Below are 22,078 nucleotides of genomic sequence, written 5' to 3' on the forward strand. Positions count from 1 at the left end.
AAAGCAGCAGGCAAATCGCACAAACAAACGAACACGCAAATCGCACGAGCACCTTCAATCTTTTCCCAAAAAGGAGCGATTCTCTTGGAACAATTCAGACTTCCCAAAATCCCGATGCCCAAATTCGAACTGCCGCAGGCGGTGCAGGCCGTGCTGGACGAGGCGGACAAAGAGCTGGCGCACCGTCCCAAGCTGCTGCAGCTGTTCAAGAACTGTTTTCCGAACACGCTGGAGACGACGACCAAGCTGATGGACGACGGGACGACGTTCGTGATCACCGGCGATATTCCGGCCAGTTGGCTGCGGGACTCGGTTGAGCAGGTGGTGCATTACATTCCTTTTGCCAAAGAAGACAAGGATCTTCAGCGGATTATCGGCGGGCTGATCAAGCGCCATGTGCAGTACGTGCGGATCGATCCTTATGCCAACGCGTTCAACGAATCAGCCAACGATTGGCACTGGAACAAAAACGACGGCACCGAGATGTCCCCGTGGGTGTGGGAGCGCAAGTTCGAGATCGACTCGCTCTGTTTCGTCGTGCGTCTGGCTTACCTTTATTGGAAGGAAACGGAATTGACAGACATTTTCGACGAAGATTTCCGTACGGCAATGGAAGAGATCGTCAAGGTGTTCCGCACCGAGCAGTATCATATGGAGCAGTCTCCGTACCGCTTCGGCCGCGATAACGGCATTGCGCACGACACGCTGCAAAACAAAGGGCTCGGCATGCCGGTCAACTACACGGGCATGGTCTGGTCGGGCTTCCGTTCAAGCGACGACGCGTGCGATTTCCATTACAACATCCCGGGCAACATGTTCGCGGTCGTGGCGCTGCGCCAGATGCAGGAGTTTTTCGAATGGATTTTCCGGGATCAGGATTATGTGCGCGAACTCCAAAAATTGGAGCAGGAGATCGACCGGGGCATCGCGCTGTACGGCGTGTACCGCCATCCGGAGTTCGGGCCGATCTATGCGTACGAGACGGACGGCTTCGGCAACCACTGCCTGATGGACGACGCCGGCACGCCGGGCCTCATGTCGATTCCTTATCTGGGTTACACGAGCGCCGACGATCCGATTTACCAAAATACGCGGCGCTTCGCATTGAGCAAACAAAATCCGTTCTATTACGAAGGCAAGGCGGCAAAAGGAATCGGCAGTCCGCACACCCCGCCGAATTACGTCTGGCATATGGCGCTTTCGATGCAGGGGTTGACGGCGCAGACCAAGGAAGAGAAGCTTGAGTTGATTGCCATGCTGGAGAACACGGACGCGGACACCGGCTATATGCACGAAGGGTTCCATGTGGACGACCCGACGGTGTTTACGCGCAAATGGTTCGCCTGGTCGAACAGCCTGTTCTCGCAGCTTGTGTACCAATCGATGAAGGAGGGCATCCTGTGAGTGAAACTTATTTGAAAAAAGCGGCGGAGCCGGTGAACGGACGGGTGATCTTTTTCCGCGATCCGAGCTTTCCGGCTTCCGGCCCGCTGCCGAGCCTGAAAGAACTTGGCGCGTACGGCGTCGTGACGAGCGCGGCCGATCTCGGCGACGCCCTGAACGATCGCTGCGGCGACGGCAATGGCGTGCTGGTCAATCTGCATGCGCCGTATTTCCCGGAGAGCGCCTGGAGCAGCATCCTGAAGTTTCTCCAAAAAGGCGGCGGCCTGCTGAGTGTCGGCGGCGCGCCGTTCAAGCGTCCGGTACGTCAGGAAAGCGGCCGCTGGCGGATCGGCCCGGAGCAGACCGGCTATCACCAGCAGCTGCATATCCATGAAGCGCTGCCGGTGGACGCTTCCCGGGCAGTGCGCCTGGAAGCTTCGCCGGAGCGGCCGCTGCTGCGCGGCGACGAGTTCCTGTTCGGCGGGGGAACCGGCGCGGAGCCGGGCTCCGCTGCGGGCTCCGAGCCGGGCGCGGACTCGCCCGGAGCAAGCGTCGGCACCTGGAATCTGGTGCCGCATACGACCCGCGACGCCGATCTGCCGGAGCAGATGGGCTCGGCGGGCACGATGAGCACGTTCATCACGCCGCTGCTGCGGGCGTACGACGCGTCGGACCGGCCGATCGCGGCGCCGGTCGTGCTGTGGGAACAGGTACGCGGCGCCTTTGCCGGCTCGCGCTGGATCTTCGTGAACCGTCCGCTGACGGCGTCGCTGTCCGAAGGGCAGGGGCTTGAAGCGCTGGCGCGCTGGGCCGCGTTCTGCGCCCGGGAGACCGCGGAGCTGTCGCTTGCGACCCGCAGCGCGGTATACGAGCCGGGCGAGCGCGCGCGGCTGACGCTGCGCGCGCAGATCATCCGGCGCGCCGGGCTGCCGGCGAATCTGCCGGCTTTTGCGGGGCAGGAAGACGTCGGCCGGCTGATCACCGGCGGCAAAGTCGAGCGGATCGCCAAAGCCGGCGCGGGCCAAGCGCCGCAGGCGGCTGCGCGGCCGAACGGCGAAGCGGCGCAGCAGGCGCCGGGGCCGGATGCCTGGACGTTCCGCCTGAGCGTCGCGGCGCCGGACGGCTCGGAAGTATTCGCGCGCGAGATCGCGGCGCCCGTCACGTACGACTGGACCACGCTGAATATTCCGCTGGCGTTCGACGTCGGGCCGGGACTGTATCTCGTCACGTGCGCCGCCGAATCGCCGGAAGGCGAAGTGCGCGTGCTGAAGCAGGGTTTCTGGGGACAGGACGGGGAGCTGCTCTCTTCCGGCAGCCCGATCTCGGCGAACCGCGATTATTTCGTTCAGGACGGACGTCCGCTGCCGATCGTCGGCATGACGTATATGACGTCGGACGTGGCGCGCAAATTCCTGTTCCTGCCGAACGCGGCCGTCTGGGACCGCGACATGGCGGCGATGGCGCAAGCCGGCATCAACTGGATTCGGACCGGCATCTGGACCGCGTACCGCAACGTGATGCAGGCCGACGGGCATGCGTCCGAAGAAGTGCTGCGGGCGATCGACGCGTTCCTGCTGACAGCGGCCAAGCATAAGCTGCACGTGACGTTCACGTTCTTCTCGTTCACCCCGGAGACGTGGGAAGGCAAAAACCCGTACCTCGACCCGCAGAGCGTCGAAGCGCAGAAGCGCTTTATCCGCTCGATCGTCAGCCGCCATACACGGACGACGCACGTCGATTGGGACCTGATCAACGAACCTTCGATGTTCGATCCGCTGCAGATTTTCTCGAACGGGCCGCGTTCGCTGCATGACGAATACGAGCGGGCCGCTTTCGTGACCTGGCTCAAGCACCGCCACGGCTCCATTCACGAGCTGCGCGAACACTGGAACATGACGCCGGCCGAACTGCCGTCGTTCGAAGCGGCGGCCGTGCCGGAATTCGCCGACATCAATTTCGACGTGCAGGATATGCACAAAGGCAAAAAAGGCACGCGCTGGCTCGATTATTCGCTGTTCTCGGTCGAGATGCACAGCGCCTGGGCGGCCGAGCTGACGTCGTCGATCAAGCAGCTGGTCCCGGACCATCTCGTGACCGTCGGGCAGGACGAAGCGCTCGGCGCGCAGCGTCCGTCGCCGCTGTTCTACGAAGATGCCGTCGATTATACGACGGTACATTCGTGGTGGCTGAACGACAGCCTCGTCTGGGACGGCGTGTTCACGAAGACGCCGGACAAGCCGAACGTGATTCAGGAGACCGGCATCATGTACGTGGAGACGCCGGACGGCCGGGCGAAGCGCAGCGAAGCCGAGCTGCGCAACTTCCTGGAACGCAAATACGCGTACGCCTTCTCGACGGGCGGCGCGGGCGCGATCCAGTGGATCTGGAATACCAATTTCTATATGGATAACGCCAACGAATCGCATATCGGCGCGCTGCGCGCCGACGGCACGGAGAAGCCGGAAGCGGACGTCTCGTACGATTTCGGCAGCTTCATGGCGCAGGTGCGCGACCTGTTCCAGGGACGCCGCCTGGAAGAAGTGGCGGCCGTGTTCCCGTATTCGAACGATTTCTCGAACCGTTCGTTTGCGGTCGAGAGCACGAACCGGCTGACGCGGGTGCTGACGTACGGACTCAAGCTGCCTTTCCGGGCCGTGTCCGAATACCGTCTCGACAGCCTCAAGTCCCATCCGGCCAAGCTGATCCTGCTGCCGAGTCCGCACAATATGGACGAAGATTCGATGAAGAAGCTGCTGCGTATCGCCAAGACGACGCAGGCGACGCTTGTGGTGACCGGACCGGCGGGACTCGACGCCTACTGGCACGAGTCCGACCGCGCCGACAAGCTGCTCGGCATCCGTACGCTGTCGAACGTGCGGCGCGAAGAGATGCTGGAGCTTGACGGCGCACGCCTGCCGGTCTCGTTCGGCGGGCGCCGTATCGCGGAGACGCTCAAGGAAGTGCCGGCCGACGCCCAGGGCCGGGCGGACACGGTACTCGACGTGCCGAACGGCAAAGGGCGCTTGATCTGGAGCCCGCTGCCGCTTGAACTCGGATCGGGCGACGAGCCGATCGCCGCCTTGTACCGCTACGCCGCGAAGCAGGCCGGCGTCGTCGACGACCTGGACTGGCTGGCCGGCGGAGAATTGGCCGGCGTGTACGGCCGCAAGCTGAACTTTGCAGCCGGCAGCCTGTACGTATTCGTATCCGAATACGCCTGGGACACGGAGATCAAGGTCCGCGACCGCGCGACCGGCAAAGTGTACGAGTTCATGCTTGAGAGCGAACGCTCCGTGCTGTTCGCGGCGGACGCTTCGGGCGCGGTCACCGCGGTCTACCGGCCGCATGAAGTGGAGATCGAAGTCGGGGAATAGGCACGCAAGCAGACGGACAGCTGTCCGGGCATCGGCGGATGCCTCAAGACTTTCGGACTTTGCGGATCGAAGCCGTCTTCCGCCAAAACCGATTTCATCCAGGTTCGGACGCGTTTTCCCATGCGGAAAACGCGTCTTTTTTTAACGTAAAAAAAGACGTCCCCGACTGCACCCTCACCGTGTTCGAAGCCGTCGTTTTGCCTGCTTTCTGAGTCACACCGCCGTGTAAGGGTTAATTGGAGAAAGTGCGACGCAGGGGACTTTTTGTTGAAACTTTTCGGCAGGAGTCCGCGTCTATTTTGAACAGGAGGTGCTTGACCCATGAAAACCTACACTCGTGCGGCGAGCCTGCTCGGCGTACTGCTGCTGAGCGGAGCTCTCGCAGCTTGCGGTAACGATTCGGAACCCGCATCTCAGACCGAGCCGGCCGGAACAGCCGCGACTTCGGGCAGCGACAACATCGAGGAACCGGCGACGGCGCCGGCCGATGAAGCCTCGGCGGGCGACAAGGAAGCCGGCGCGGCGGACGCGTCCGATTCCAAGGAAACGGCGGCTGCGGACGGCAAAACGTCCGGTGACCCGGCTTCCGGCGACAAGGCATCCGATGACAAAGCGGCTGCCGGCGATGCGGCAGACGACAAAAAGCCGGCCGCTTCCGGCGGAACCGACTCCAAGGATGCCGACTCCAAAACTGCCGATGCCAAAGGCAGCGCGTCCGGCAGCACCGGAGCGGCAGCCCCGGACATCAAGCCGGCCGACAAAGCAAAGCAGGGCAAAAAAGGCGCCGGCGCGGATCGGCCCAAGACCGAGAATTTCGAAGTGGCCGGAGCGGCTTCGACGGATAGCGTGACCGGCACGCTGCAGCAGGGTTACGGCTACGCCTTTTACGCGATGAAGGGCTTGAAGTTCGACGCCGAGAACAATCTGCTGACGATGGCGGACAATCCGGATTATTACGCGACGATCACGCCGCTCGCCAAAGGGTACGGATTGGCCGGCCTGCGGACCGAAGGACAAACGGCGCTCAAAGGCTACGGCAAAGCGTCCGAGCTCAAAGGCTCCCAAATTCCGGCCGCGCTGTCGTCGTCCCGCCTGTTCATGTCGGCCGAAGGCAACGGCGGAACCGGACAATTCGCGCTGTGGGAAACGCAGAGCAAAGGCTACAAGCTTGCGATTCATATGCCGGAAGGCGCCGACGCCGACAAGTTCGCGCCGCTCGTGTACGCTTCGCTGTCCACGCTGGCGGATTGAGCCCGGCCTTCTTTTTCGGACAAGGACTTCGCAAACCAAATCGCCGCGGAGCGGGCTCCTGCCGCCCGCTTCCGCGCTTTCCGACGAACCGTGCCGCCCGGCACGGTTTTTGCTTGCCGCCGTATGGGGTATGATATACATGCGCGAAGAAATAATTCAGAAGCGAAAGCGGGGGCGATTGCCGATGCCGGACCGAAAACTGCTGGACGAGCTGTACCGCATGCGCGACATGAACGGAAACGACGACGATCTGGCCCGGTTTACCGATATTTTGAGCGAAATTTGCGAGACCGCCGCGGCGGACGTCATCCCGGACTTGTGCCGGATGCTGGAAGACGACGTGATCGAACCGAGCGCCGCCGGCGACCTGCTGGAGACGATTTTCTATATTTCGGAACGCTGCGGTATCGACGAAAGCATGCGTTATTTGGCGCTTGGCGTTCCGGGGCTGTTCCCCCGGGCGGAAGGCTGGGCAGTGCGGCTGCACCGGATGCTGCTGCACGCGGACCGGCCGGACGCCCCGTATATCGCCGCTTACGGCTCGGCTGTTTCTGGCCTGCCGTCGCGGATGGTCCGCCGGATCGTCAACGCGCTGCTTGAGATCAAGCGTGTGCAGCCTGATCTGTACGCGGGCCGGGTAGACCGGTTCACGGACGCTTTGATGCGCGGCGAAGCGAGCGGCGGCCCCTGGGCCTGCACGCGGCGTTAAGCCGCAGGATCGGGCAAGAAGCAAGAAGCAAGAAGCAAGAGGCAAGAGGCAAGAGGCAAAAGATGGAGGTGGCGGACGTGACGATGACTCCCGAACAATTTAGAGCCGCCTGGAACGAGGCCGCGGACGGTCCTCTCCTGCGTTTCGATGCCGAAGCTCTGGAATCGGTGCCGATCACGGAAGAGGCCGGGCGGTTTTTGCGCGAAGCGGGCCTGCCCGGCGATTCGGCTCCGTATTTGGAATTCCGGTCCGGCGAAGGACGCCTGTCCGATTTGAAGACGGCGTTCGGCATGCCGAAACAATATTCGGCTTATTGGCTGCTCGGCTCGACGGGTTACGGCGATCCGGTCTGCCTGAAGGCGGGCAGCTCGCAGGTCGTCTGCATCCGTATGGACCGGGGCGGCACCGAATGGTTCATCAATTCGTCGGTGCCGAAATTCGCGGAATTTCTGCTCGTCTATGCGCAGCTCGTCCAGCGGACGGTTCGCGCGGGCGGCCCGGACGCTTTTCTGGAAAATGAAATTCCGCAGGAAGAGTTGAAATGGGTCGTGCGGGAATTCGGCCGGATCGATCCGGCAGCGTTCGCGCAGGGAACGTTTTGGCGGGACGAGGTCGAAGAGCGGCTGCAGCGCTGAGCGGCGGTGCTACATAACGGAAAACCGTTTTCCCGGCATGCAACCAAAGCCCGACGGTGTGCGTCTATGTCTAAAACCCTTTCGACCCGGGCATTTGGCGGGGAACGAATGGACAGGAGGGCTTTGGATGGGCTTGTCGGGGCAAAAGAAAAGAAAATGCGGATTTGCGCGAAAAAAAACGGGTGGTTGGGCCGTAATCTTGTTGTTGGGTGCGTTGACGGCGGGATGCGGCAGTTCGGGAGAACCCCATTCTTCTTCCGCAGCGGAACCGGCTGCGGCGAAAGGAGAAACGCAAGCCGCTGCGGACAGCGTACGTCCGGCAGGCGAGCGGGCGGCCGGTTCCGGGGACGATTCCGGATCAGGCGCCGCGCGGCTGATCGATCCCGCCCTTTACGCGGGGACTGCGATCGGACGCGAGCAGATCGACCTGCTGAACGATCTGCTCGCGGCGCAAAATGCGGGTGACGCGAGAGGTTATGCGGCGCTGTTTGCGACAGATACGCCTGAAACCGAGACGAAGATTGAGTTTGGGGTCGAGCGGATCGGGCTGTATGCCGGCAGTGCCGAATCGAACGGGACGGCGCGGGTGGAAGGAGCCGTTCGGGAAACGGCGCAGGGCAGCGATCATCCGATCGTCTATACGCTCGAACGCGAGACGGACGGTTGGCGGATCGGCGGCATCAAGCGGGCGCAGGGCCCTTACGCGGACGAGACCGGTTATGCCGGCGAGTCGGCGGAGATCGTCAAGCTGATCAATGCCGGCACCCGGTACCGGAACGCGGGCGACGCGCGGGCGTATGCGAAGCTGTTCCGACCGGACGCGTCTATGCGCAGTCTGGACGAGCATCCCGGCAAGGTCGAAGAAACGCTCATTCCCGATATCGGCTTTCCGAACGGGGACGGAACCCTGATCGTCAACGTGCTTCAGCGTTACGAAGGGCAGACGGACGTCCACGTCCGGGCATTTGCCCTCGGCAAAGAAGGAAGCCGATGGATCATACTGGATATCGATTGACGGCAGGATCGAAAGAGTCACATTCCTTCACCGACGGACGTTTTGCGTCTGTTCGGTGATTTTTTGCGCGAGGGCATGCGGATCGGCTCGTTTTGTTGTAGGATAGAGTGTGCGTCTCGCGAACGCGGGACTGCATGACTGCATCACAGAATCGGAGGAACATCAAGTGGAGTCTGCACACAAGCCGGAAGGCGACAAGCTTCAGAAAAAATTGCTGCCCCGGCATATCAGTTTTATGGCCATGGGCGGCGTCATCGGCACGGGGATTTTCAAAGGCAGCGCCGAGACGATCGGGCTGGCGGGCCCGGGCGTCGTCTTGACGTATCTGTTCGGCGGACTGCTGCTGCTGATCGTCATGGGCGCGATCGCGGAACTTGCGAGCGTCTACCCGAACCGCAATATGAAAGATTTCGTCCGGCAGGCATTCGGCCCCCGGCCCGCTTTTATCGTCGGCTGGCTGTACGCGTTCCTTATGCTGACCGTCTGCGTGATCGAAGTGACGGCGGCGGGGTCGTTCCTGCAATACTGGATGCCCGGCGTGCCGCTCTGGGTACTCAGTCTGGCCAGCGCCGCACTCATTCTCGGCATTAACCGCATGAGCGTCGAGAGCTTCGGCGAGACCGAGTTTTGGCTGGCCGGCATCAAAATCGTCATGATCGTCGTCTTCGTTCTGCTGGGCGCGGGCCTGCTGTTCGGCCTGATCCCCGGAGCGAGCGGCGAAGCGCCTGGGCTGCGGAATTACACGGCGCACGGCGGCTTCCTGCCGAACGGCTGGCTGTCGGTCTTCTCCGCGCTGCTCGTCGTCATGTTTTCGTACGGAGGCTCCGAATTGATCGGCCTGACGCTTACCGAAGCCAAAGACGCGGAGAAAGTCATGCCCAAAGTCGTCAAAAGCTTTATCCTGCGCGTCGTCCTGTTCTATACGCTGCCGATCCTGGTCATCTGCGGATTGATTCCGTGGAACCAGCTGGCCGGCCAGAACAGCCCGTTCGTGCAGGTGCTCGAAGCGACCGGCCTGAGCGGCGCGGCGCATATCATCAATTTCATTCTCGTGACGGCGGTGCTGTCGGCGGCGAATTCCAGCATCTACGGCGCAACCCGGATGCTGCATTCGATGGCGGCGGCCGGCGAAGCGCCCAAGCTGCTCGGCACGACGACGAGCAAGGGCGTGCCGGTCGGCAGCCTGCGCCTGTGCGCGGCGGTGCTCGTGCTCGGCGCCTTGGCCGCCTTCTTCATGGGCAACAGTCTGTTCTCGTTCCTGCTGGCGGTACCGGGCTTCGTCGTCCTGATCGTCTGGGGCTCGATCTGCCTCGCCCAGCTCAAGCTGCGTCCCGCTTATCCCACAGCGCCGACGTTCCGCATCTGGGGTTATCCGTACCTGACCGCGGCAACCGCGGTCATTCTGGTGGTCATCGCGGCGGGCTTCCTGCTCGATCCGCAGAACCGGCTCAGCATCGGGGTATGCGTCGGCGTGCTGGCGCTGCTGATCGTGTGGTCGATCTTCAAGTTCAAGCGATCGGAGGCGTAAAAGATGACGATGCAGATCCCGGACCGCTTCGATTACGACGCATTCTTGGACTGGGATCTGCTCGGCATGCAGCCGGGGCCGCTGTTTGATCCTGCCGCTTACGGCCTGCGGCCGCAGGGCGGATTTACGGCATGCGAGCGCGGCTATGTATGCCGCTTCGGCGTAGACGGGGAACGCCGGCTGAAGCTGGAGGAGCTTCTGCTGCTCGGCGGCGCCGAATCCGACGATCCGCCGCCGCTTAGCGGCGTGCGGGCGGAACGAACCCGTTCTTCCGGCCCGTTCCACCGGTACGCGAACCTGAATCTTGCGCTGGAGTACAGCGGTACGATCTGGCTGGGACGTGACGCCGCAGTGGAGGCCGGCAGGAGCGCAGGCGGAGAAACGCGGCTGGTCGATTACGGCGATCTGCGGGCGCTGACTTTCGAGCACGGCGAGTTGAAGCGTGTCGAAGCCTACGGCAGCCTGATGGCGGAGATCCGCTCGGCGGAAGGGCTAAGTTCCGCCGAGCAAATCGAGCTGGCCTGCGAGCTGACGCTGCCGCGCAGCGAGCGGCTGACGTATTGAGCGCTTCGCCGGAAGATGGCGGAAGCCGCCGGAAGTTACGTTCAAAGTGCTGTGCACCGAAAAGTCATACGCGAAAAAAATGCACCAAAAAAGCCTGTCCGCGACATCGGTCGAGAACAGGCTTTTTTTTCGTGCGGAGCCCTACAGATAGGGCCCGAAGCAGGTCTTCGCCCGCTCCCAATCGACGCCAAGCCGGCCGCGCCAGCCGGCCCACGGCATCTCCAGGTCCGAGCGTCCCTGCGTCGTATCGAATTCCATGCCGGCTTCGATGATGTCTTCGTAATCGGTCCAGACCCCGTGCTCCATGTCCAATCCCATATTCGGGATGACGCCGAGCCAGGCCAGCACGTCGAGCAGGCTGCGCCGCGTGCCGCCGTTGCCGCGCAGCACTTTGTCGGCGCTGAGCCGCTTCTCCAGCTTGCCCGGCGTCTCGTCCGGCTCGGCCCGGGACAGCGCTTCGAGCAGGCGCTTGAGCGCGTCCGCGTCTTCGGCGGTCGGCATCACCGGCGGCAGGTCGACGCGCTCGCTCAGATCGGCGTAGATACCTTCCGGCGAATACCAGCTGTAGCCGAGCCAGAGCGATTCGCGGATGCGCGACAGCGTAATGGGCCGGCCCAGCGCATGTTCGGAATGGCCGCAGACGCCGCAGGCGAGCAATTTGCGCGCCCGGCGATATTCATGCGGGGGAGCAAGCCGCGCGAAGCGCAGCGAGACCGGTCCGTTCGCCCCGCGCCGGTAGCTTCCGCCGACGGCCGCGACGAATTCGCCGGCGAGGCGGTCTTCATTCAGCCGTTCGTCCTGACCGAGCTCCGCGATTGCCTCGATCAGCCGGTCGTGCTCCAGCGTGACCAGCTCGTTGGCCGTCCAGCCGATCTCCGCCATAAACGCCTGTTCATCGGCGGACAATACCGATTCGTCGTACAGGCTCGCGCCGAGCTGCAGATCGTAAGTGCCGTTGTCGTAGGCGTACAGTTTTTTGAACAAGGCGACGCGCTTTTTGTAAATCTGATCGATAGGGGGCATGGGAGTCTCCTTGGCAAGCAAAATGTGCACCATGGCGATTTGTCAGATTCCTTCTATACCGGCGGCAGGTTTGAAAATAAAGGTCTCCACACCCATTATTTTGGAAAACCTGAAATCCGCGTCGGCAGTCACCAATACAAGATCATGCGTGATGGCTGTCGCCAGAATTAAAGCATCCGGCATTTTGATTTTTATAGGCTGATCCATCGTAGACAGCTTATCTCTAAGATTTCCGGCGGTTTTTGCGATTATCGGAGTAACGGACAGAAATTCTTCGGCCTCTTCGTTTTCGTCAGGCTCTTTGTACACTTTGGAAAGTTCGATGGCCGCGTTGGTATCGAATAGGTAGTTCAATCCCACTCCTCCCGCATCTTTTTGGTATGGACGGATAAGGATTCCGCTTCTTCCAAAGATAAAGTTCCGGCCCATTTCGCCATTCTTTGCATGCTTGGATGCAGATTGGCCTGTCGTTCGGGAGCATTCAAAAGCGTTTTAAAATGTGCGGGTTCTTGTTGGAATTCGGACTTCTGTATCAGCTCAATAATTTTATTTTCGGACATGCCCAACTGTTTGGCCGTATCTCTGACAACGCTGCGTACATGCAAAATAGCCTCGATTTCGCGCTGCTCCATATCCGCTTCCTCCTTCGATCACTTGGACTCGATTCTGCGCCTTCCGCATCTCCGTTACATTTCGAGTATAGCACAACCCAAAACACCCGAGATCGCAAGGTCGCGAGCACGGGTGTCTGGACGGCGGTCAAGCCGCGAGCTCGCCTTTTCGGACGCGGCTCAGATAGATCATGAGGAAGACGAACGCGGCTGCGAACGACGCCGTAATGATCCAGATCGGAATGCGCGGATCGAGCGTGTACGCCCAGCCGCCGACGATGCCGGCCGGGGACGTGAGCAGCAGAATGACGACAGACAGCATGGAGAACACTTTGGCCCGTTTCTCGTCGTCGATCGCATTCTGCACGGCCGCTTCGAGGTACGGCGAGCTGATCATCAGACCGACCGCGGCGAGCACGGTGCTCAGACCGACCCAGAGCAGGTTCGGCGTCGGCCACAGCACCAGCATGACGTTCGACAGCACCGACAGCGCGAAGCCCGCCATCATCGAGCGCGTCTCGCCTTCGGCCGGAATCTTCGGCATGATGAACCAGAGCGCGAGCAGCATGATGACCGACGAGACGGCCGGCACGAGCGAGATCAGCCAGCTTTCGATATGCAGAAAATCGGCCAGATACAGCGACAGATACGTCGTTTTGAGCGTCATCTGGAAATTGAACAGGATGTACACGACGAAGATCAGCATCAGGCTGCGGCTGGCGAACAGGTCGCGAATCGCGCCGCTGTAGTCGATCAGGCTCGCTTTGAGGCCGAGGGCTTTCGTTTCCTTCATCTTGCGGTAGCCCATTTCCGTTTCCCTCGTCGTCAAGTGGCGCCCGATAAACTGGAACGTCATGAGCACCGAGCAGAGCACGTACATGATCCGCGTGCCGTCGACCAGTCCGTAATGGCTGACCAGCAGGCCGCCGAGCGGGGCGAACAGGCCGCCGACGACGCCGATGATTTGCAGCAGCGTGAACACGTACGTCCGGTCTTTTTTCGGCGTGTCTTCGACGATCAGACAGTAGAACGCGACGTGCGGCACCCGCTGCAGACCGTTAATGCACGTGGCGAGGACGAAAAACCAGACGTTTTGCGAAAATGCGAAGATCAGCATCGCCACGCTCCAACTGAGCACGTCGAAGATCAGAATCGCGCGCTTGCGGCCCAGCCGGTCGGTCAGGTAGCCGCTCATAAAAGCCGCCAGCACCTGCACGAGCAGCCCGAGCGTGGTAATCCAGCCGATGTTCGTCTCGGTGACGCCCAGCTCGTACATATACAGCGTCGCATACGTCGCCATCATGCTGTACGGAATGAGGAAAAAAGGCTCGAAAGCCAGGCAGCCCCGGCTGTTGCCGCGGAGCCTCGGGAAAAACGTGCTTGCCATGCGATACTTCCTCCGGTGTCTGTAAGTTGATTTGGGTTAAAGCGTTTTCGGTTCTGCTAAAACACCTGCTAAAATATAGGGTACTATAGAAGAAACGAAAAATATAGGCGAACAGCGAAAAAGGAAACGGAGGAAAAAAGCATGGCTGAACGTACGTCTATTATCGAAGTGGTTCCGTACGATCCGAATTGAAAAAACGAATTCGAGACCATCGCGGCCGCCGTCGACGGGTGGATCGGCGACCTCGACGCCGTCATGAAAAATCCGGACGGGCTCCAATCCTGTCAGACGTCCGCCGTCTTTTCCAATGTAAAAGTCCCGCCTGCCGCAGTAACCGTGTACAGCTCGTCGAAGCCTTCCCCGATCGAAGGCCGGACGAGCTTGTTCAGCACGCTCCGAATACCGATTTCGCGCACGAACGCCTTGCCGGTCCGCTGCGCGTTGCGCCGAATACTTTCTGCGTAATCCGGTTCGAAGTAACAGCCGACGACGGAAAACCGATGTTTTTTGGCGGCCTCGATATAAGTCATCCGGTCTTCCGGCAGCGGATTCGTGTTGTCCACGACGAACGGCTGCTTCGCTTCGAGCAGGGCGTTCAGCAGCAGCTTTTCCCGGTGGCGCGTCTTGAGCATGTCCATGTTGAGGCGCAAATGGGTATCGACATACCGCTCTTTGTAAAAAGTCGATTTGCCCGAAGCCTGAATCCCGATCAGAATGACGCATTCCATCGTTACACGTCCTTTTCGCGGTCCGAATAAACGAAGCGGTTGATATAGGCGCGATCCTGCGAGAAAACGGGGGTGTCGAGATCGACTTCCCATCTGCGGCGGACGGCCGTGCCTTTGAGGAACTCCCGTTTGACGACGCAGGCGCCGCGTTTTTGCCAGGCGGGCAGGTCGTTCCAATTCAATCCTTTTTCCGCAAACAGTTTCTCCTGCAGCGAGCTGCCGTCCAGGCCCTGCAGTTCGCGGTGGGCAAAATGGGCTTGGGCGAACATGGAGATACTGTTTTTGGTCGCGTCCATCTGTCTCCACAGAAAATAATTCGTCACTTCGTCCAGCGGCAGCACCCAGGCGCGCGCATCGAACGTGGCGAGCGGCCGGTCGGGGTAAAAGGCGCGAATCTCTTCGTTGAACTTGGCGGTGGCGATTGAAGAGGCGACAGAGACCATTTTCTGCAAGTTGTTCTCGAACCACGAAGAGGTCGTCAATTTGTCGTAGTTCGTCAGCAGGATCGAGATTTCGTCGCTTTGATGGTAGACCAGCTTGCAGCCCATGAGGTTCAGGGCAAGATATTTGCACGTTTCCCAAAAAGCCCGGATCAGCGGTTCGTCGAACGGTTTGTCCATGCCTTTGGTAAACGAGTGGAAATGGCAGCCGTCGATTCGGATCACGACAGGCATGCGGCCGGGCAGGTAATGGCGGAACGCATTTTCGTAATTTTTCATGCGTGCGCCGAAGTCGTCGATATGCATGGGCGGCAGGCTCCTTTATCTTTTTCGAATGCAGGGCAGGGCGAATCGTGGAACAGTAAAACCGGAAAAAGCCGACGATGCGGAAAACCCGCAGCCGTCGGCTTTCGATTCGGGCGACGAGCGCGCCGGGCGCATACCGCAATCGGTACGGCCGAAGCGAGCCCGAAGATTAGCTTTCGCCCAGCAGTTTGTCCGCCGCGATCGCGAGGAACGCCTGCGCGGCGATCAGCAGTGCGCGTTCGTCGATATCGAAGCGCGGGTGGTGATGCGGGAACGCGGTGTCTTCGCTGTCGTTTTGCGAGCCGACGTTGAAAAAATGGCCCGGTCTATGCTGGAGATAGTAGGCGAAGTCTTCCGCGCCCATCGAAGCGTCGAGGCCGAACAGCGATTGTTCGCCGAAGCGGCGAACGAAAAGGTCGCGCACCTGTTCCGCCTGCTCGGGCGGATTGACGAGCGCCGGATAACCGTTCACGTAATCCAGTGTATACGTGGCATGCTCGGCGAGCGTGATGCCGTGCACCATATCGCGGATATCGCGTTCGAGCTGCTTCCGCACGTCCGGATCGAAGCTGCGCACCGTGCCTTCGATCTTCGCTTTGTCGGCGATGACGTTAAAAGCCGAGCCGGCCTGGAACACGCCCACGGTCACGACGGCGGGATGCAGCGGGTTGATATGGCGGGCGACGATATGCTGGAGCGACGTGACGAGCTGGCTGCCGACGACGATCGCGTCGACCGTCTGGTGCGGCTTGGCTCCGTGTCCGCCTTTGCCCTGCACCGTAATGACGAACGAGTCGACCGCCGCCATCGACGGGCCCGACGAGACGGACAGCTTGCCAAGCGGCATGTAGCTTGCCAGATGCGCGCCGTACACTTCGTCGACGCCGTCGAGCGCTCCGGCTTCGATCATCGAGATCGCGCCGCCCGGCAGTTTCTCTTCGGCATGCTGGAAAATAAAGCGCAGGCTGCCGCGGAGTTCGCCCTGCCGGTCCGCCAGCACTTTGGCGACCCCGAGCAGCGTCGAAGTATGGCCGTCGTGGCCGCAGGCGTGCATGACGCCCGGCGTCTGCGACTTGTACGGCACGTCGTTCTCTTCGTCGATCGGCAGGGCGTCGAAGTCGGCGCGAAACGCGATCGTCGGGCCCGGCAGGGCGCCTGTCAAATCTGCCAGAATGCCGTTGCCGCCGACACCGGTCCGCACGTCGTAGCCGAAACTTTTGAGCGTATCCGCGATAAAGCGCGCCGTATTCGTCTCCACGAACGATAGCTCCGGGTTGGCGTGCATATGACGGCGCCACTGCACGATTTGTTCATACTCGCCTTCAAGGCGGTCGATCCACTGCTGCTGAATAGTCGTCATGTGAAGCTGGCCTCCTCTTTATCGTGATAAGGTCCGAATCTCGCTCTGAAGCGATCGGCCGGGTTGATCTGGTTTCCAAATTATCACTTTCACCGGAACGCGTCAAATGAACGGGGTTTGCACGCGGTGAACGACTTTTTTCGACAAAAAGCGTTACATAATGAAGAGTGCCTTCCGATAATAAAATGGAAGATCTGCAAGTTCAAGATGTAATCTTGGACAAACCCCATACACCAGAGAGCAGGATGCACATGAAGGTTAGAACGAAATTATTCGCGATCATACTGCTATTGGTAGCGGTATTGGTCGGAAGCGGCGCGCTGGCGTTGAACGCCATCGACCAAAGCGTGCGCAACGGCGAACGGCTGGAAGACAAACTGGAAACGCAAAAGTTTCTGAAGCAGATGCAGTACCGCATGACCGGACTTGCCAACGACGAGCGGGGTTACCTGCTGACCGGCGATCCCGAATATGCGGAAGGCATGGGCAAAAAAACGGAAGAGATCCGGCAGCTGCTGAGCGGCGGAGCGGAGAAGCTCGAAGGCAGCGATGCCGCGGCGCTGCAAAAGATCGACGAAGCGCTGGAGCGGATGCTCGCGCTGAACGCCCAAGTGGTCGGGCTTGTCGCGGACGGCAGCCGGGCCCAGGCGCAGGCGCTGCATTTCGGGGAAGAGCGGACGCTGCGCAAGCAGGAAGTCGATCCCGCCGTTAACACGTTCGTGGAAGCGCTGGACACGGAAGTGTCGCAGCTCAAAGCGGATAACGCCGCCCAGGCGCGCAGCAATCAGAGCATTTTGCTCTATGTCGTGATCGTCTCCGGCCTGGTCGGGGTCGGTCTAGGCTTCTGGCTGCTGCGCACGATCATGAAGCCGCTGACGCTTATGAACCGTCAAATGCGGGAGATCGCGGAAGGCGACGCCGATCTGACGAGCCGGATCGAGCTGCGGCAAAAAGACGAATTCGGCGCGCTGGCCGGCAGCTTCAACCTGTTCGTCGGGTCGCTGCGCGACATGATGTCCCGGATCGGCGACGCTTCTCAGCAGCTTGCGGCGGCTTCCGAACAGTTCTCGGCCAGCGCCGAGCAGTCCAAATCGACTTCGCTTCAGGTCGCGGCTGCGATGCAGCAAATCGCGGAGCGTTCGGTCGACCAGGCCCAAATTGCCAAAAGCAGCACCGATTCCGCCCACCTCACCTTGGAAAAGATTACGCAAATCGCTTCGGCGACGTCCGAAGTGTCTTCGGTGTCCAAAGAGATGAGCCGGCAGGCGGCCGAAGGCGAACAGGCGGTTATCCGTATCGACGAACAGATGTCGGATATCGGCACGGCGGTCGGCGAAGCCGACGACCGTATCCGCAAGCTTGCGCTGCACGCGCAGCAGATCGACGAGATCACCACGCTGATCAACGAGATTTCGGCGCAGACGCATCTGCTCTCGCTGAACGCTTCGATCGAAGCGGCGCGAGCCGGCGAAGCGGGCCGCGGCTTCACGATCGTCGCAAGCGAAGTGAAGAAGCTGGCGGATCGCTCGGCGGATTCGACGCGCGAGATCAAAGAGCGGGTCGTCAGCATCCAGCACGAGACGCGGGCGGCAATGGACACGATGGACGACGTGAAGCTGCGGGTGCATGCAGGCGCGCAAGCGAGCCGCGAAGGCGCGCAGCGCTTCGGCGGAATCCTGAACGCGATCGGGGAAGTGTCCGGCCGGACCGAAGCGATGGCGGCTTCGACCGGAGGCGTGCATGACAGCTTCGCCGAGGTGTCCGGTTCGATGGAGCGCGTCAGCGCAAGCACCCAGGACATTTCCGGCGGAACGCAGGAGATCGCCGCGGCGACCGAAGAACAGCTCGCGGCCGGCGAAGAGATGCTGAGCGGGGCGTCGTCGCTGAACCGGTTGGCGGAAGACTTGCAGATGCTGGTGTCGCGCTTCAAGGTATAACGGCGGGGCATATTTGGAAAAGCGAAAAGCGAAAAGCGAAAAGCGAAAAGCGAAAAGCGGAAGGCGGCGGCCGCCCGGATCGGGCGATTGCCGCTTTTTGTGCGCGGTACGCCGCTGATCGGAAGTATACCGAATCGCTCATTTAATTGTGGAAAATAAAATTTTTAAAAATTTTCTCATAAAAGGTTTTAAAACTCGCTAACTTGGATATAATACCTAATAGACAGTAAGAACTAGACCCGAAGGCCTTGAAGAGAAGGAAAATGAGCTAATACACAGAGAAAAGCAGCATTTTCAGCAGTTAATTAGGTCTAAAGTCCCTTTTTACTCCAAAATGATAAAAGAGGTGCAATTCAATGGATAACCGTCTGAAAATGCTGTTCGGAAGCTTGCTTACCCGGGTATTGGCCGCTGCCGTGTTGGGCATGCTGCTTCCCGCTCTTTTGAACGTCGTGCTGATGAGCGATTTCGTGCAGCAGGCCAACGTCTGGAAAGTCGGTCCCTTCGTCGTGTCGATCGCGGGCTTTGTTATCTCGTTCGTGCTGCTGTTTTTCATCGTAAAAGGGATCGTGCGTCCGATTCGGGCGGCGGCGTCCCAGCTGGATCGGATGGCGGACGGCGATTTCACCCAACGCCTGGATGAAAAGGATCTGCGGCGGACCGACGAGACCGGCACGCTGACCCGCGCGGTTGATCGGATGCAGACGGCGTCGTACGGTATGCTGTCGATCGTTTCCCGGGAAGCGGAAGAACTCAAAAGCGCGACACGAATTGCGCAGGACAAATTTTTCGTCATGGAGAACGGGCTGCGCGAAGTATCGGCCACGACCGAATTGATGTCGGCGGGCATGCAGCAGACGGCAGCGTCCGCCGAAGAGATCGACGCGTCGACCCAGGAGTTCGAACGGGCGCTCGGCTCGATCGCCAAGCGGGCCGAACAAGGCGCGGAAGAAGCCGGCGAGGTAAGCGCGCGGGCGATGGAAATTCAGGAAAATCTGGCGCAGGCCATGGAAAAAACGACGAAAGTCTATACCGAAGTCAAACAGGGACTCGATTCGGCGCTTGAAGAGTCGCATTCCGTCAACATGATCCGGGCGCTGGCCGATTCTATTCTCCAAATCGCGCAGCAGACCAACCTGCTCGCGCTCAACGCTTCGATTGAAGCGGCCAGAGCCGGCGAAGCGGGCAAAGGCTTCGCGGTCGTCGCCGACGAGATCCGCAAGCTTGCCGACGCGTCGAAGCGTTCGGTCGAGCAGATCCACGGCGTCACGGAAAAAGTCGTCGGCTCGGTCGACAATCTGCAGCGTCATTCCGGACGCCTGCTGGACCTGATGACGACAGAGATCGCCGCCGATTACCAGATGATGCAGAGCAACGCGGATTCCTATTTGCAGGATGCGCTCAATATCGAGAACATGGTCGCCGATTTCAGCGCGACGAGCGAACAGCTCAACGCGTCGGTGCAGAACCTGTCCAAAGCGATCAGCGAGATCGCGGCGGCGAACGGCGAAGCGGCCGAAGGCACGCAGACGATCTTCTCGCAGGCGGCGGACGTGCTCGAAGCTTCCGAAGAAGTGGTCGTGCAGGCACGCCGCACAGGCGAAAGTTCAGAGCGGCTGGACGGAATCGTCAATCATTTCCGCTTCATGCACGAGACGCAGAGCCCGCAGTCGCAGCTGCTGCAAGCCGATTTCCCGGCTTCCGCGGACGGCTCGGCCGGCGCCCAGGCGGCGCGCAAACTGCCGGCTTCGCGGCCGGCCTGAACCGACTCCGCCGCGTCCTGGAATCCCATTCCGCCACGCGGCAAGGCTGAATGATCAAGTGAAGTTCCAAGCGAAGTTCCCCGCGGGGAACTTCGCTTTTTTGCTGCGAAAAGTGCCTTATCGCCAAAAAGTTGGTACACTGTTACGGATGGACGGTTCGCGCGCAAGCGAAGAACTCCGTCCAAAGAACCGAAAAAAGCGAGGGACAACAACCATGATTATCAAACCGAGAACGCGCGGATTCATCTGCACGACCGCCCACCCGGACGGCTGCGCCGCGCAGGTTCAACAGCAAATCGACTATATCGCGTCCAAGCCGCGGCTCGAAGGACCGAAGAACGTGCTCGTTATCGGCGCATCGACCGGCTACGGATTGTCGGCCCGTATCGCGGCCGCTTTCGGCGCCGGCGCGGCGACGGTCGGCGTCTACCGCCCAAGCAAAAGCACCGCGACCCGTACCGCGTCCGCGGGCTGGTACAATTCGGCCGCGTTCGAGCGCAAAGCCGCCGAAGCGGGACTGCGTTCGTTCAGCGTGACGGGCGACGCTTTCTCGGACGAGACGAAGGCCGCAGCGGTCAAAGTGATCCGCGAAGAACTCGGCCAGGTCGATCTGGTCGTCTACAGCGTCGCTTCGGCGCGCCGGGTCAACCCGAAGACGGGCGAAGCGGTCAATTCCGTGCTCAAGCCGATCGGCGCTTCGTACACGAACAAGACGGTCAATTTCCACACCGGCGAAGTGAGCGAAGTGACGATTGACCCGGCGACCGAAGAAGAAGTGGCGGCGACCGTCGAAGTGATGGGCGGCGAAGACTGGCAGCTGTGGATCGACGCGCTGAGCGAAGGCGGCGTGCTGGCCGAAGACGCGACGACGATCGCGTATTCGTATATCGGCCCCGACCTCACCCAGCCGATCTACCGCGAAGGATCGATCGGCCGGGCGAAAGACCATCTGGAAGACACCGCGCTGCGGATCGGCGAACGACTCTCGCCGGGCGGCGGCCGCGCTTTCGTCTCGGTCAGCAAAGCGCTGGTCACGCAGTCCAGCTCGGCTATTCCGGTCGTGCCGCTGTACGTGTCCGTCCTGTACAAGATCATGCAAGAAAAAGGGCTGCATGAAGGCTGCATCGAGCAGACGCATCGGCTGTTCGCGGATCGCCTGTACGGCGGCGGCGAAGTGCCGGTCGACGAGCAGGGCCGTATCCGTATCGACGATTGGGAGATGCGCGGCGACGTGCAGCAGGAAGTGGCCGACATCTGGGCGCGCATCTCGTCGGACAACATCGACGAACTGAGCGATCTGGCCGGCTACCGCAAAGAGTTTTTCCAGCTGTTCGGCTTCGAGACGGAAGGCGTCGATTACGAAGCCGATTCCGATCCGCAGGCGGGCATGCCGGAAAGCAGCCTGCGCCGGGTCGATTCGGAGTAGGTTTCGGGCGGGAAGCGGCCGGCTGCGGGCTGCCGGGTGAACCGGCGATCCACCGGCAGGCGGCCGCAACAACGATCATGCAGGCAAATCGGATGCATCGGATACAAGCGAGGGACTCGATTCGGGCGGATTGATCGACGAGAGGAGGTTTTGACTTTGCGCGTATTGGATCGTTATTACCCGACGATAAGCTGGGTGCTGCTCGCCTTGATGGCGGTCAGTTTGTTCATTCTCGATAATGCGTACACGATGCCGCTGCTGCTTGCGCATCTGCTGCTGACGGCGCTGCGCAACCGGCGCGGAATCGCCGGCGTGTTCCGGCAGTCCACGTCCGGCCAGAAAGTGGTCGTGCTGCTGTCTTTTGTCGCCGCGGTCGCGGGTTCGTTCCTGCTGATCGGGTATGGCGGCCGGTTCCTGATCTCCCAGGGCATCGGACCGGTGTTCCAGTATATCTGGATCGCGGTCGTGATTGCCGCTGCGGTTGCCGCGCTGCGGGCCGTCGCTATTCGCTCGGGGCTGCGCCTGGGGCAGCGGGATTAAGGCAGCGCGGGCACGGCGGCGCCCACGAAGACCGGATCGATTCGCGCAGGCGGACCGATCCGGTCTTTTGGCCTGCGCTGGGAAGAGGAGCGGCGCCG

The 22,078-nt window shown here is 60.8% G+C and carries 19 protein-coding genes; 12 read left to right on the plus strand and 7 right to left on the minus strand.

Features of this window, described 5'->3' with window-relative positions; genetic code table 11:
• Positions 1–84 precede the first annotated feature (84 nt).
• The 8 genes from FTE24_RS10500 (at position 85) to FTE24_RS10530 (ending at position 10,459) form a co-directional block, all read left to right on the plus strand.
• Positions 85–1,404, plus strand: a complete 1,320-nt coding sequence (locus FTE24_RS10500) for a glycoside hydrolase family 125 protein (protein ID WP_150233324.1) — start codon at positions 85–87, stop codon at positions 1,402–1,404.
• Positions 1,401–4,757 carry a beta-galactosidase gene (locus FTE24_RS10505; protein ID WP_150233326.1) on the plus strand — a complete coding sequence of 1,119 codons (3,357 nt, stop codon included), beginning with the start codon at positions 1,401–1,403 and terminating at the stop codon, positions 4,755–4,757. The genes FTE24_RS10500 and FTE24_RS10505 overlap by 4 nt, the downstream gene beginning before the upstream one ends.
• Before the next feature lie 321 nt (positions 4,758–5,078).
• Positions 5,079–6,008, plus strand: coding sequence for a hypothetical protein (locus FTE24_RS10510; protein ID WP_150233327.1), 930 nt, complete (start codon positions 5,079–5,081; stop codon positions 6,006–6,008).
• Between the two features lie 184 nt (positions 6,009–6,192).
• Entirely contained in the window at positions 6,193–6,717 is a 525-nt protein-coding gene (locus FTE24_RS10515; RefSeq protein ID WP_150233329.1) for a hypothetical protein, read from the plus strand.
• A gap of 62 nt (positions 6,718–6,779) precedes the next feature.
• Positions 6,780–7,352 carry an SUKH-4 family immunity protein gene (locus FTE24_RS10520; protein ID WP_150233331.1) on the plus strand — a complete coding sequence of 191 codons (573 nt, stop codon included), beginning with the start codon at positions 6,780–6,782 and terminating at the stop codon, positions 7,350–7,352.
• A 199-nt stretch (positions 7,353–7,551) separates the two neighbouring features.
• Positions 7,552–8,367 carry a hypothetical protein gene (locus FTE24_RS23010; protein ID WP_202111821.1) on the plus strand — a complete coding sequence of 272 codons (816 nt, stop codon included), beginning with the start codon at positions 7,552–7,554 and terminating at the stop codon, positions 8,365–8,367.
• Positions 8,368–8,602: 235 nt separating this feature from the next.
• Positions 8,603–9,895, plus strand: a complete 1,293-nt coding sequence (locus FTE24_RS10525; protein WP_150233570.1) for an amino acid permease — start codon at positions 8,603–8,605, stop codon at positions 9,893–9,895.
• A gap of 3 nt (positions 9,896–9,898) precedes the next feature.
• Entirely contained in the window at positions 9,899–10,459 is a 561-nt protein-coding gene (locus tag FTE24_RS10530) for a hypothetical protein (RefSeq protein WP_150233335.1), read from the plus strand.
• A 141-nt stretch (positions 10,460–10,600) separates the two neighbouring features.
• Here FTE24_RS10530 and FTE24_RS10535 read toward each other — a convergent pair whose 3' ends face one another.
• The 7 genes from FTE24_RS10535 to FTE24_RS10565 form a co-directional block, all read right to left on the minus strand.
• The gene (locus FTE24_RS10535) at positions 10,601–11,482 is read right to left on the minus strand and encodes a hypothetical protein (RefSeq protein WP_150233337.1); all 882 of its coding nucleotides are present in this window, start codon (positions 11,480–11,482) and stop codon (positions 10,601–10,603) included.
• Positions 11,483–11,524: 42 nt separating this feature from the next.
• Positions 11,525–11,836 (minus strand): type II toxin-antitoxin system VapC family toxin, encoded by a 312-nt coding sequence (locus tag FTE24_RS10540; RefSeq protein ID WP_160441721.1) that lies wholly within the window; start codon positions 11,834–11,836, stop codon positions 11,525–11,527.
• The gene (locus tag FTE24_RS10545) at positions 11,833–12,114 is read right to left on the minus strand and encodes a hypothetical protein (RefSeq protein WP_141446567.1); all 282 of its coding nucleotides are present in this window, start codon (positions 12,112–12,114) and stop codon (positions 11,833–11,835) included. Before FTE24_RS10545 ends, FTE24_RS10540 begins: the two co-directional genes overlap by 4 nt.
• A gap of 127 nt (positions 12,115–12,241) precedes the next feature.
• Positions 12,242–13,480, minus strand: coding sequence for an MFS transporter (locus FTE24_RS10550; protein WP_150233342.1), 1,239 nt, complete (start codon positions 13,478–13,480; stop codon positions 12,242–12,244).
• Between the two features lie 284 nt (positions 13,481–13,764).
• Positions 13,765–14,208 carry an AAA family ATPase gene (locus tag FTE24_RS10555; RefSeq protein ID WP_150233344.1) on the minus strand — a complete coding sequence of 148 codons (444 nt, stop codon included), beginning with the start codon at positions 14,206–14,208 and terminating at the stop codon, positions 13,765–13,767.
• Positions 14,209–14,210: 2 nt separating this feature from the next.
• Positions 14,211–14,954, minus strand: coding sequence for a tRNA(His) guanylyltransferase Thg1 family protein (locus tag FTE24_RS10560; RefSeq protein ID WP_150233346.1), 744 nt, complete (start codon positions 14,952–14,954; stop codon positions 14,211–14,213).
• Positions 14,955–15,123: 169 nt separating this feature from the next.
• On the minus strand, positions 15,124–16,305 hold the full coding sequence (locus FTE24_RS10565; RefSeq protein ID WP_150233572.1) for an amidohydrolase: 1,182 nt from the start codon (positions 16,303–16,305) through the stop codon (positions 15,124–15,126).
• Between the two features lie 260 nt (positions 16,306–16,565).
• On the opposite strand from FTE24_RS10565, the gene FTE24_RS10570 reads away from it, so the two are divergent.
• The 4 genes from FTE24_RS10570 (at position 16,566) to FTE24_RS10585 (ending at position 21,980) form a co-directional block, all read left to right on the plus strand.
• Positions 16,566–18,251: a methyl-accepting chemotaxis protein gene (locus tag FTE24_RS10570; RefSeq protein WP_160441723.1), complete on the plus strand. Its 1,686-nt coding sequence runs from the start codon at positions 16,566–16,568 to the stop codon at positions 18,249–18,251.
• 356 nt (positions 18,252–18,607) lie between these two features.
• A complete protein-coding gene (locus FTE24_RS10575) occupies positions 18,608–20,014 on the plus strand; it encodes a methyl-accepting chemotaxis protein (protein ID WP_150233350.1) in 1,407 nt (468 codons plus the stop codon).
• A 214-nt stretch (positions 20,015–20,228) separates the two neighbouring features.
• Positions 20,229–21,440 (plus strand): enoyl-ACP reductase FabV, encoded by a 1,212-nt coding sequence (fabV, locus tag FTE24_RS10580; RefSeq protein ID WP_150233352.1) that lies wholly within the window; start codon positions 20,229–20,231, stop codon positions 21,438–21,440.
• 156 nt (positions 21,441–21,596) lie between these two features.
• Entirely contained in the window at positions 21,597–21,980 is a 384-nt protein-coding gene (locus FTE24_RS10585) for a hypothetical protein (protein ID WP_150233354.1), read from the plus strand.
• Positions 21,981–22,078 lie beyond the last annotated feature (98 nt).

This window comes from Saccharibacillus sp. WB 17, assembly GCF_008634075.2.
Lineage (GTDB): Bacteria > Bacillota > Bacilli > Paenibacillales > Paenibacillaceae > Saccharibacillus > Saccharibacillus brassicae.